Source organism: Peribacillus sp. P4_B1, from assembly GCF_056402395.1.
In genome coordinates this window covers 1-11,980 of record NZ_JBFUHM010000083.1, presented here as the reverse complement: position 1 = coordinate 11,980, position 11,980 = coordinate 1, and the positions used below count along the sequence as shown (strand labels likewise).

General features: G+C 40.0%; 9 protein-coding genes and 3 pseudogenes. 11 read left to right on the top strand and 1 reads right to left on the bottom strand.

Features of this window, described 5'->3' with window-relative positions; all coding sequences use genetic code 11:
• The 7 genes and pseudogenes from AC1DVK_RS25295 to AC1DVK_RS25265 form a co-directional block, all read left to right on the top strand.
• The coding region (locus tag AC1DVK_RS25295) for a hypothetical protein (protein ID WP_477627665.1) at positions 1 to 434 on the top strand (434 nt) is incomplete at its 5' end.
• A gap of 319 nt (positions 435 to 753) precedes the next feature.
• The gene (locus AC1DVK_RS25290) at positions 754 to 2,373 is read left to right on the top strand and encodes an amidohydrolase (RefSeq protein ID WP_477627664.1); all 1,620 of its coding nucleotides are present in this window, start codon (positions 754 to 756) and stop codon (positions 2,371 to 2,373) included.
• 102 nt (positions 2,374 to 2,475) lie between these two features.
• Positions 2,476 to 3,708 (top strand): allantoate amidohydrolase, encoded by a 1,233-nt coding sequence (locus tag AC1DVK_RS25285; protein ID WP_477627663.1) that lies wholly within the window; start codon positions 2,476 to 2,478, stop codon positions 3,706 to 3,708.
• 135 nt (positions 3,709 to 3,843) lie between these two features.
• A pseudogene (locus AC1DVK_RS25280) lies at positions 3,844 to 3,939 on the top strand (DUF3311 domain-containing protein); the annotation flags it as partial.
• A gap of 64 nt (positions 3,940 to 4,003) precedes the next feature.
• Positions 4,004 to 4,111: a DUF3311 domain-containing protein gene (locus AC1DVK_RS25275; RefSeq protein WP_477627662.1), complete on the top strand. Its 108-nt coding sequence runs from the start codon at positions 4,004 to 4,006 to the stop codon at positions 4,109 to 4,111.
• Positions 4,108 to 5,592: pseudogene (locus AC1DVK_RS25270) on the top strand (sodium:solute symporter family protein). The gene AC1DVK_RS25275 and the pseudogene AC1DVK_RS25270 overlap by 4 nt, the downstream one beginning before the upstream one ends.
• Positions 5,593 to 5,665: 73 nt before the next feature.
• A complete protein-coding gene (locus AC1DVK_RS25265; RefSeq protein ID WP_477627661.1) occupies positions 5,666 to 6,532 on the top strand; it encodes a nitrilase-related carbon-nitrogen hydrolase in 867 nt (288 codons plus the stop codon).
• Between the two features lie 145 nt (positions 6,533 to 6,677).
• Here AC1DVK_RS25265 and AC1DVK_RS25260 read toward each other — a convergent pair.
• Positions 6,678 to 7,303, bottom strand: a pseudogene (locus AC1DVK_RS25260) (transposase); the annotation flags it as partial.
• A gap of 203 nt (positions 7,304 to 7,506) precedes the next feature.
• Between AC1DVK_RS25260 and AC1DVK_RS25255 the strand changes: the two are divergent.
• From AC1DVK_RS25255 to AC1DVK_RS25240, 4 genes are all read left to right on the top strand, one after another.
• On the top strand, positions 7,507 to 7,824 hold the full coding sequence (locus AC1DVK_RS25255) for a DUF3870 domain-containing protein (RefSeq protein ID WP_477627660.1): 318 nt from the start codon (positions 7,507 to 7,509) through the stop codon (positions 7,822 to 7,824).
• Between the two features lie 198 nt (positions 7,825 to 8,022).
• A complete protein-coding gene (locus AC1DVK_RS25250; protein ID WP_061463167.1) occupies positions 8,023 to 9,183 on the top strand; it encodes a DUF819 family protein in 1,161 nt (386 codons plus the stop codon).
• Positions 9,184 to 9,198: 15 nt separating this feature from the next.
• Positions 9,199 to 10,281 carry a dipeptide epimerase gene (locus AC1DVK_RS25245; protein ID WP_089362184.1) on the top strand — a complete coding sequence of 361 codons (1,083 nt, stop codon included), beginning with the start codon at positions 9,199 to 9,201 and terminating at the stop codon, positions 10,279 to 10,281.
• 19 nt (positions 10,282 to 10,300) lie between these two features.
• Entirely contained in the window at positions 10,301 to 11,308 is a 1,008-nt protein-coding gene (locus AC1DVK_RS25240) for a C40 family peptidase (protein ID WP_410861134.1), read from the top strand.
• Positions 11,309 to 11,980: the final 672 nt, after the last annotated feature.

Below are 11,980 nucleotides of genomic sequence, written 5' to 3'. Positions count from 1 at the left end.
GTTTTGACGTTATAGCAACTTCCGCCATTTATACTCAACTTTTTTATAATTGGGCCAAGGAACTGCTTTCTGATTACTCAAACCAATATCAAAATAAAGACGCAGAAGAGATAAAGAATGGACYTTTAGATCTAAGGGATGAGATAGTACGAACGTTGAATCACTCTATTTCTAAATGTATCAAGGAAAATGGATTCTATATTACATGGACTGATATCTTAAAAATCGAACCTGAGTATATGGATACCATTAATGAAGGGCTTGGTGCCATATTTGTCTTAGCTTCAAACGTGGGGTATGGGGCAGCATTGATTGGGATAAAATCTTTTATTGAAAAAGTGGGTAAAAGTGAATTATCCCTTCGGTATTGGCCATGGGATTTTAATGCAAATAAACAGTATTTGACCATTGGAATTATAGGGAGATTGAAATGATTGTCATACAACTGAAAAACGGAATGAAAGGGATAGGTAAGCATATCAACTGCTGTACCTATCTTTTTTTTGTTTCGTATAAGTCTCCTAAGGAATATTTTAATTCATCCATTTCTAAGGCTAGATAAATAGGGGACTTTTATCAATGAATCATACAAAGATAAGACATAATCATATGAAAGGTGTAAAAAAACGATAAAATTTTTGACTATTTGTCTAATGAATTCACAAACTGGTGTAGATATAATGAATCTATTAAAAACAGAATATTTCAATAAGTCGGGATATTGACAACAAAAGAAAGGGAAGTGGTGAGTGTTTGAAGGCTGATATCGTATTCATAAACGGCGAGGTCATAACAATTGATCAAAAAAATTCAATCGCAGAAGCCTTGGCAGTTAAAGGAAATCGCATCTCGGCAGTCGGAACGAATCAGGAAATGAAGGTTTTTATCGGAGAAGAAACAAATGTGATTGACTTGCAGGGAAAGTCATTACTGCCTGGGTTTATAGATTCTCATATTCACCTTATATTGTACGGTGTCAACCAGTTGGCAGTAAGCTGTAAAGCTGAACATATAGAATCTGTAAAAGATTTGTTAATCGATATGAAGAAGAAAGCTCCGACAATCCCTAAAGGTGAATGGATCCGCGCCTGGGGCTTCAATGAAACCGCTATGAAAGAAAAACGATATCCAACAATTACAGAGTTGGATGCCATTTCAACAGACCATCCCATTATGGTAACCCGTACATGCAGCCATATAAGTGTTTTGAACAGTCGGGCGTTAGAACTTGCCCGAATTGATGAAAACTCAGAGAATCCAAAAGGCGGGATTATTGAAAAGGATAAGGCAGGGAGGAATACAGGCAAACTAATTGAAACAGCAAATATGATAATGGCCGACATTGCAAGCTATTCAGAAAGTGAACTGTTGAAAGCAATGAAAATTGCGTCGGAGCATTTCATTGCCGCAGGCATAACTAGCATTCATGAAGCTGGTGCTTATGGTCCTGAAAGTTTCCGCTTAATGCAGCAAGCCATTAAAAGTAAGGATATACGTGTCCGCATTTATGCGATGGTAGGTTCATTGAATAATTCGCATGAATTTGTAAACAAAGTGGTATCTTCTGGAATCGTAACCGGAACTGGGGACGAAAGATTTAAAATTGGACCGGCTAAATTGTTTACGGATGGCAGCAGTACCGGTCCGACGATCGCTACCCGTGAGCCCTATTCGAGTGATCCTGGCAATTTTGGCATTCTTTATTATAAAGAAAAAGAAATCTATCAAGTATTAGGTCAGGCACATAAAAAAGGCTATCAGATCACAGTACACGCCCAAGGTGACAGGGCGATAGAGATGTATTTAAATTGTGTGGAAAAGGCTTTGAATGAAACTCCAAGAAAAGATCATAGACATAGGATTGAGCATGCTGGAATATCTGCGCCAGATTTACAACAGAGGATGAAAGAACTTGGAATCATCCCAATCCCCAACCCCCCATTTCCTTATGAATTCGGTGATATATATATCGAACACTACGGTAATAGGGTCAACCGCATGTACGCCGCCCGTGATTATATTGATAATGGCATCTTGGCCGCAGGTGGATCTGATGCTCCCATTACTGATCACGACCCTTTATTAGGCATACATGTTGCAGTTAATAGAAGAAGCAGGTCCGGTATGAAGATAGGTACGGTTCAATCGATTAGCGTAATGGAAGCCATTAAACTATACACATGGAATGGCGCCTTTGCGAGTTTCGATGAGGATGTCAAAGGCAGCATAGAGGTAGGGAAGCTAGCCGATCTAGTAGTATTGAATGATAGTATATTGAAAGTAGATCCTCAAAATATCAAGGATTTAAAAGTTGAATCAACGATTCTAAACGGAGAGATTCTCTATCATAGGGAAACATTGGTGGAAATATAATCTATAGGGACTATTAAACGACAAAGACCTTAAACTTCAATTTTGTTGCTTAAGCCAACCTATGTAGAATTTAGCAGGTTATCTAAAAGGGGGATATACATTATGAAAAAGCAAAAATTATTAATTAATGGTGAGAGACTGAGTCATACGCTCGAAAAATTTGCGGATTTTGGACGGACAGAAAACAACGGAGTCACACGGTTATCCCTGTCCGAGGAAGATCGATTAGTCCGTGATTACTTTTGCTCTTGTTGTAAAGAATTGGGGATGACCATTAAGGTTGATGACATGGGGAATATTTACGCTACTTTAACGGGACTTGAAGACAAACCGCCAATTGTTTTGGGATCACATATGGATACCGTGAAAAAAGGCGGGCGGTTTGATGGTATCTTGGGTGTAGCTGCCGGCTTGGAAGTCGTGCGGACGCTGGTGGAAAATAATATCCAGCCTAAAATTCCGGTAATGATCGTCAATTTTACGAACGAAGAAGGAGCCAGATTCGAACCTTCCATGATGTCATCTGGAGTTCTATCAGGTAAATTCGAGAAATCCATCATGCTGCAAAAGACGGATAGTGAAGGAACCACTTTCGAAAGTGCCTTAAATGCCATTGGATACGCAGGAAATGAAGAGTCCCGTTTAAAAGAAGCGACTGCATTTCTAGAATTGCATATTGAACAAGGGCCCATTCTTGAACGTGAATCGTTAACGATCGGTGTCGTTGAATGTGTCCTTGGAATGGTGTGCTATGAGATAGAAGTTACTGGAGAATCTGATCATGCGGGAACCACCCCGATGATTATGAGAAAGGATGCTTTCTTCACTGCAAATGGCTTGATTATGGAGGCTCGTCAGAAATTAGGCATGCTTGATGACGATTTGGTTTTTACGATTGGAAGGGTAAATGTGTTTCCTAATATCCATACGGTTATCCCTAATAAAGTAGTTTTTTCGCTAGAAGCAAGGCATAAGGATTTCAAGGTCATCGAAAAGGTGGAGGAAGTCATTGAAGGCCTTACAACCACAGGTATAGAAGGAGGCTGTGACATTCAAGTGAAAAAATTATGGGACAGGGATACCGTTTGGTTCGATAAATCAATTTGCAATTTGCTTGAACTATCGACCAATTCATTAGGTCTACCATATAAAAGAATGGTAAGCGGTGCTGGACATGATGCTCAGTTTATAGCTAGTTTTATACCGACTGCCATGGTTTTCGTCCCAAGCATCAAAGGTAAAAGTCATTGTGAAGAGGAACTTACTACTTGGGAAGATTGTGAAAAAGGCGTCAATGTAATATTGGAAACGGTCCTTGCCATCCAGTCCAATTAAGGCGAATATATGTTTTGTTGAAAGAAGGAAATGTCCGTAACTAACGTTTATGCTATCGAACCATCAGTTTTGTATGTAAGTCGACTTGACTGATGGTGATTCCATGTTAAGAACCTAACAAGGGGAGGGTATAATTTGAATGCTATTAAGCTATTGCTTTTTGTTCCATTCATAGGGTTCTTGGGTTTATTGCCCTATGCAAATAAAATAGAACCGTACATATTGGGAATGCCTTTTTTGTTATTTTGGGTTGCATTTTGGATGGTGATGGCTTCAGTAATTTTAATTATTGGGAATGCCTTTTTTGTTATTTTGGGTTGCATTTTGGATGGTGATGGCTTCAGTAATTTTAATGATTGTCTATAAGTTCGATCCTGATAATAAAGGGAGTGATCCTGAATGAATATCTCATTACTCATCATTTCCATCTTCTTGGTGCTCGCACTTTATTTAGGGATCAAAGCAAGAAAAGGGAAGGATATGGATATGGAGCAATTTGCCGTAGGGGGCAGGGGCTTCGGTACATTCTTCATTTTTCTGCTGATAGCAGGTGAAATTTATACAACTTTCACATTTCTGGGCGGAAGTGGGTGAGCTTACTCAAAAGGCGCGGCTGCTTATTATGTTCCCGCCTATATATTCTTAGCCTACGTCCTATCGTATTGGCTTGTTCCTAAAATATGGAGATACTCCAAACGCCATTCCATTATCTCTCAGCCGGAGTATTTTGCATCTAAATACAAGAGCCGATCAATGGGGATGATCGTGGCCRTATTGGGAAGCCTAGCTCTCGTTCCGTACATAGTCATACAGCTCAAAGGATTAGGCATCATTGTTTCAGAAGCATCTTATGGAGCGATTTCACCAGTTGCTGCAAGTGTTATTGGTGCTGTAGTCGTAACTACTTATGTAATGATTTCAGGCATTCATGGGTCAGCATGGACAGCCATACTAAAAGATTTCATGATTTTGGTTGTCGTTATCTTTTTGGGGATTTATATCCCATTTCATTACTTCGGGGGCATACAGCCAATGTTCGAGACAGTCCAAGCGGCAAAACCGGAAATGTTAGTTTTGGCGGATCACGGATTGAGTCAGTCCTGGTTTGTGTCCACCGTTTTGCTGAATGCACTGGGATTTTATTTACTGCCACAAACTTTCATGGTCGTTTTATCGTCGAATGGTGAAAGCACCCTTCGCAAAAATGCCATTGCTTTACCCTTATACACACTGTTACTGCTTTTCGTCTTTTTCATAGGATATGCAGCTATCATGGAAATCCCGGGCCTACAAGGAGCAGATGGAGATCTATCACTGTTAAGGCTGGCGATTCAAACATTCGATCCATGGGTGATAGGGTTTATCGGAGCTGCAGGTTTATTGACTGCCCTTGTACCGGCTTCAGTCATGCTAATGGCTGCATCGGTAGGTCTGACAAATAGCTTTTTCAAAGTTCTCGTACCTTCTGCGAGTGAAACACATCAATTGATCGTCTCAAGATTAATTATTATTGGTATCTCAATAATCGCTTTAATTGTTACGGTAACAGGCGGCGAGGCTTTGGCCATCTTGAATATCATGTCATATAGTTTAATAACCCAACTGGCACCTGCCTTGTTTTGCAGTTTACCAAAAAATAATATTATTAATAAGTATGGTGCGATGACAGGAATCTTGGCAGGCGTCCTAATCGTTTTATATGCGACAATTGCAGATGTTAAGGTTGCAACATTCCTGCCGGGTATACCGCATGTAATTAATGATATCAGTACAGGTGTCATAGCTTTGTTAATTAATATACTAGTAACATTCATTGTAAGTGCACTGACTAAACATATCGCTATGCAAGAGAATGAAATGAATGATTTGAATAAGATATCCTGATTTCGTTTAATCAAGTTTTCCATGGGGATTACTGACAGGATGAACTGGTAGGGCATGATTTGGGAGGGATTTCGTGAAAATTAACATAACGGCTTGCCAATTCCGTGTAGAAAATGTGTCAACTTTCAATGAATTTCAGAAACAGGTGGAAGAATTGATCAACCAAGTTCCCGAAGACTCGGATTATATCATTTTTCCTGAATTGTTAACTATCGGGTTATCAGCGACCTTTGGAATACAGGATGCTTCATCCGTTATGAGGATTGATGAATATACTAATCAATATAAAGAACTTTTCAGGTCAATTTCAAGAAAAAGAAAGCAGATCATTATTGCGGGCACGCATCTGGAACGCCGCGACAATGAATACTTCAATATTGCATACATTTTTGATAGGAACGGATCATACGTTGAGCATAAAAAAACTCATATCTTTCCTGCTGAAGCAAATTGGTGTACCTCTGAAGGCGATGATCTGGAGGTTTATTCCATTGGTCCGGTTAAGATTGGAATAGCGGTATGTTATGAAGCGGAGATACCTGAAATTTCAAGAATATTATCTGTGAACGGGGCCGACATCATTTTTTGTCCATCATACACGTTTACAGAGGCTGGTTTTTGGCGAGTTCGCCATTGTGCACATGCACGTGCAATCGAGAATCAGGTATATTTTGTTCATTGCCCCACAGTTGGTGAACCAGGGGCACCCCTGCCGGACGGATACGGTCGTGCCAGTATACTTAGCCCCTGTGACAGTGCTTGGCCAGCAAATGGTATAGTAGTTGAGGCTGAAATGAATGAACATACCATTATTACCGGTACGGTCGATATGGACGAACTTTATGAGAATCGAAAAAGTGGTGCAGCAACCACTTTCAATGATCGTAATCGCAGAAAAGATATGTATGAGAAGTATGTGCCTTATGAGAAGCTGTATTAATCGGTTGGAAAAGACTTATTAATACAATAGTTTCTCAGTTTGTAGACAAAAGGGGTTTGGAATTAAAACATCCCGAACCCCTTTTTGAAATTCCCTTTGCATTTTGCTCAATATTAAGGAATTGGGTCTCTACGAGCCCACTATGTTAGACCATTTTTGGACCTTGCCATGTCCAATTGGCCATCTTCTTTACATTCATGGCAGTGAAAGTGAGCATCGCCTGCTCGACAATTTTTTAAATCACCTTAAAGTAGTCCAACGCATGCCATGCTTTTCTTTTGCATCTGCGAAAATACGCTCAATCGTATCTTTACGTTTCGCATAGATAGGTTTTACATCTCGATGTTGACGCAGATAATCTGTTTCTTCCATATAATCTTGCCAAATATGACGTGTCACTACTTTTTGATGGTCTTTACTTTCGGTACACTTTGATAAAAATGGACATGAAATACAAATGTGTTTGGGTGATTTGTACTCGCGATAGCCCTCTTTATTCGTTGTTGAGTACTTTAAAATCTCGCAGAAGAATCCTTCTTTTGTTCGAGGACGTGTAAAMGGTAAAGCCAGTGTTATTTTATGACCAAATAGATGGCTTGTAATCGCCGGTGTTTTATAAGCTGCATCTGCGGCAACTGCTTCTGGTTTCCCAGCTTTTTCTTGAAGTCGTCCTTGTTACGCGCGTGTTTCCTTGCGATCGATTTTCTTTTCAAATTTCCGCTTATTCGCACTGGCTTTCACATGTGTGGAATCAACAAATACTTGTTCTGCATAATGGGTCAATTCGTCTTAACCGAAAGCCATTACCTATTTTATTGTCGAAGGAATCGAGAATTAACTTAATATACGAAATATATTGTCAAATGCATATTGCATATAATAGAATATATGTAACCATTTCATATTGTAATAATATAGATAGACACCCTATTTATACCTGTTACGATGTCTGTAATGGCAGGAGGCACAAAAGTATGTTTCATCAGAATACAGTATATATAGTCGGCGAATCGAAGGCAGCTTCTAATAACCCTATTACACAGCAATTCAACTGCTTTTTTATCGGGTTCGTCATTGATAGTGATACACATGAAATAGTGGATGTGGAATGCTCGACAACGATATCGCTTACATCAACGTTCATTCAATCCATGTTAGTGGGCAAATCCATTCTTCGACCCGATGAATTGGAGAAAGAAATTGAGAAACGTTACTTTGGGTCATCTCAGAAAGCACTGGCCGTCGCTCTAAGAAATGCGAGCATTAAATATCATCAACTTTATAAGTTATAGCTGCTTCATTTGTTATTCGCAATTGAAATCCAGCTGTTAAAGAGTGTGTAGGAGCTCTTTGGCAGCTGGATTTTTTTATGTAGGGCTTCGTTAGGCTTCACTGTCGAATTTGATTTCTTCTGCTTATTGTCTTTTTACCGAAGATGAAAATGACATTTTAGTTTAACAGAATCCCTTAAATATAAGGAGGTATGGGAAATGATTCAAGATGGTGTGATGTTTGTCTGTTTTTTATTGGCATTTACTGCCGTGATTGCGGTAGCGGAAAAAAAGATAGGAGGTAAGTTCTTCAAGTATGTTCCTGGTATTGTCCTTATTTATATTGGAGCTGCTCTGATGAAAACATTTGGGGTATTTTCAGATAGTGAATCAGTCGAAAGTGCATATAGCACCATACGTGGCCTCCTGCTGCCCGCCATGTTGATGCTCATGCTTTTGCAATGCGATATGCGAAAAATAATCAGACTTGGACCAAAGATGCTTTTAACTTTTTTTGCCGCTTCATTCAGTATCATCGGCGGGTTCACTCTTACTTACGTTTTAATGAATGGTTTTTATGCGGAAGGAACATGGAAGGCATTTTCTGCTTTAAGCGCAAGCTGGACTGGGGGGTCTGCCAATATGGTGATCTTGCAAGGCATACTCGATGTACCTGAAAATATTTTTGGCTATGCGTTAATCATGGATACAATCAATTATTCCATTTGGGTCATGTTCTTGTTTTGGCTGGTGCCTCTTGCAGGAAAATTCAATATTTGGACTAAAGCGGATACATCTTTCATTGATCAAATGACATCCGAGCTTGAAGCAGGGGAAACCGCCAAGACGGAATTTGGATTCGTGGAATTGATTGGTTTCTTGGCACTTGCTTTAATTGTATCAGCAGGGGCAACCAAAATTGGGGAAAGCCTGCCAGTACTGGGTGCCGCTGTGAATGGAACGACTTGGACGATCATCATCGCTTCGACTGTAGGTTTAATTCTGGCAGTCACAAAGGTTGGACGTATTGCCGGTTCCATGGAAATTTCAAAAGTCATGCTTTATATAGTCATTGGTTTAATTGCTTCCCATGCCGATTTTTCACAGCTGTTTCAAGCACCTGTGTATATTTTTTCCGGTTTTATGATTCTATTCTTTCATGGATTGATCATGGTCATTTTGGCCAAAATCTTTAAGTTGGATCTATTTACAATGGGAGTTGCCTCATTGGCCAATATAGGGGGTGTGGCATCAGCCCCTATATTGGCAGGTGCATTCAACCGTGCGCTAATACCGGTCGGGATTTTGATGGCTGTACTCGGCAGTCTTCTGGGTACCTATTTTGGAATTCTAACATCATATATACTCTCAAGCTTTTAAGGAAGGGTTGTTAATATGAAGATTGAAAGTTTACAAGTATCTGTGGAAACCTTGCCGCTTGTCAAGCCATTCAAAACTGCATTACGTACAGCAATGGAAATTGAAAATATCATGGTTTCGGTGAAGTTGGAAGATGGAACGGAAGGTTTGGGGGCAGCGGCCCCTACAGTTGCCATAACAGGTGATTCTGCAAATGGAATCATGACCATCATTGAAGAAGTGATCACGCCACATCTAATTGGCCGCGACATCGAGAATATCAACGCATTGTCTCAGCTAATCCAATTATCCTGTGTAGGAAACACAAGTGCAAAAGCTGCTGTTGAAATCGCCTTATATGACGCAGTCAGCAAACGATGGCGGCTCCCTTTATATCAATATCTGGGTGGTAAATCAAATGTCCTGAAAAATGATATGACAATCAGCGTTGATGAACCCGAAGTAATGGCAAAGGCGGCATTGTCCCTCATCGATTGCGGATTCTCGACAATGAAGATAAAGCTGGGGAAAGACTGGAAGAGTGACGTAGAGCGGGTTGCCTGCATTCGTGCTGCTGTTGGCGATCAAGTTATTATCAGGATTGACGCAAATCAAGGGTGGACAACAAAACAAGCAATTTCAATCATTCATGAACTCGAGGAAAGGAAGCTGAACGTTGATTTGGTGGAGCAACCCGTGCAAGCCCATGATATCGAAGGTTTAAAAGAAATAAAGAGGTGCGTCCAAGTGCCCATCATGGCCGATGAAAGTTTGTTTTCCCCTCGTGATGCCATGAGGCTCCTGAATGAACATGCTGTTGATTTCCTTAATATTAAATTAATGAAAACAGGAGGCATCCGACGCGCACTTCAAATCGCGGATTTGGCAGAAGCAGCTGGGGTGGAATGCATGATCGGCAGTATGATGGAATCATCCGTGAGCGTAGCAGCCGCGGCTCATCTAGCAACCGCCCATCCAAATATAACGAAGATTGATTTAGATGCACCATTATGGATTAAGGATGAACCATTTGAGGGCATTCGATTTGCGAAAGATCAACTTCTCGTTTCCGAGAAACCTGGACTAGGAGTCAAGAGGAAATCCTCATTTACTCAATAAAAACTATTTCGAAAGGGTGATTATTTTGAAAAGGTTAACAGTTTTAGTGATATCTTTATTTACTATCGGTATTTTAGTATTCAGTCCCAATGAAGCTAGTTCAAGAGAGAAGGAGAGAATTGCCTATGTAGATGTAGCTGTGGCCACTCTTTGGACGGAGCCGGGATTATTAAGGGACATCGATGCCCCTTCTGCATCGAATCCCGTCGATTTGAATGCATGGATACACTCCATGAATTATGAAGACAAACTGTGGCTTGTGGGTAACCTGGAAACCCAAGCATTATATGGTTCTAAAGTGACCATTCTTGAAGAGCGGGGTGAATGGGTGAAAGTTGCTATTGCCAATCAGCTGACACCCCGTAATGATGCAGGTTATCCTGGATGGATGCCAAAAGGGCAATTGAAATCAGGAAAATCCTTAGAGAAGCAGTTTAATAGAGGGTTTGCCCTTGTAACTGCTCCAAAGACTTGGCTTTATTCGGATTCGAAAAATCGGTCAAAATTCATGGAGGTCAGCTTCGATACACGCCTTCCGCTATTACAGGTGAAAAAAGATAAAGTGAAGGTGATGACACCAAGTAATGGAGCAAAATGGATAGAAACGAATGACTTGTCCGTTTATCAAGACGAAAGTCAAATTCCAGTTCCAACCGGTAAGGACATTGTAGAATCAGGGAAAGATTTTTTAGGACTTCCTTACCTTTGGGCTGGAATGTCCGGTTTTGGATTTGACTGCTCTGGCTTTACCTATACCATGTACCATGCTAACGGAATAACGATCCCAAGGGACTCTTCCATTCAGGCGCTTCATGGTAAAAAGGTGGAACAGGAAAATCTTCAACAAGGCGATTTACTATTTTTTGCCTATGATAAAGGAAAAGGTAAGGTGCATCATGTTGGAATGTATATTGGTGACGGGAAAATGATTCATTCTCCAAACAGCTCTACACATGTAAGGATAGATGAAATAAAAACATCGGGATACGGAGAGGAATATGCCGGAGCAAGAAGATATATCGATTGATTTTAAAAAAGCCTAAGAGCACCGAGCTCTTAGGTTTTTTCGTATTTAAAACAAGATTTTTCAAGCGTTAGAATTAGCAATGAACACAGCTGTGTTTTTTTTAACAAAATAAATTGAATTGGCTACTACCTAGGTTTTCGAATTACATATATCAATAAGGTAAAATATGGTATAATTAATTACGGAATTTTCATTATATTATAATATTAGGGGTTGCAAATGATGATCACTTTTCCCAAACCTAATGTTGAGCAACCTAAAAAATAACGATTCGATCTCCAGGCCATCATAGGAAGGGTATGTAATGAACACCAGTTGCTTCTCAACCGGACTAACTGCAAAATCAGCAATGGAAAAAGTTCGTAAATTTTATTCTATCGTCTCTTAATTCTATTTCTCCCCTTGGAATTTTCACCATTGGATAGCCAAAGTAATTCTTTATTTCATTTTCAATAATCCTTCCTCCTRATAACCATGATTTTGAAAATTTTACCACGATAAAACCCATTAATTCAATATAAAAATTACCTTTGTTTTTACAATAAGGCTGTTTTCACATACTTTGTTGCTATTTACCAGGTAGTGAGTTGTGGTTGATTTCCCCTCCAGATGCTCGCTTTCCTTGGTGCGGGCGGTGAGCCTCCTCGGCGTAAACGCCTGTGGGGTCTCACC

What these genes read in the sequence shown, in the direction of transcription:
- AC1DVK_RS25250 (WP_061463167.1), top strand. Translation starts at nt 8,023, where the DNA reads ATGATTCAAGATGGTGTGATGTTTGTCTGTTTTTTATTGGCATTTACT.
- AC1DVK_RS25285 (WP_477627663.1), top strand. Translation starts at nt 2,476, where the DNA reads ATGAAAAAGCAAAAATTATTAATTAATGGTGAGAGACTGAGTCATACG.
- AC1DVK_RS25255 (WP_477627660.1), top strand. Translation starts at nt 7,507, where the DNA reads ATGTTTCATCAGAATACAGTATATATAGTCGGCGAATCGAAGGCAGCT.
- AC1DVK_RS25275 (WP_477627662.1), top strand. Translation starts at nt 4,004, where the DNA reads ATGCCTTTTTTGTTATTTTGGGTTGCATTTTGGATGGTGATGGCTTCA.
- AC1DVK_RS25245 (WP_089362184.1), top strand. Translation starts at nt 9,199, where the DNA reads ATGAAGATTGAAAGTTTACAAGTATCTGTGGAAACCTTGCCGCTTGTC.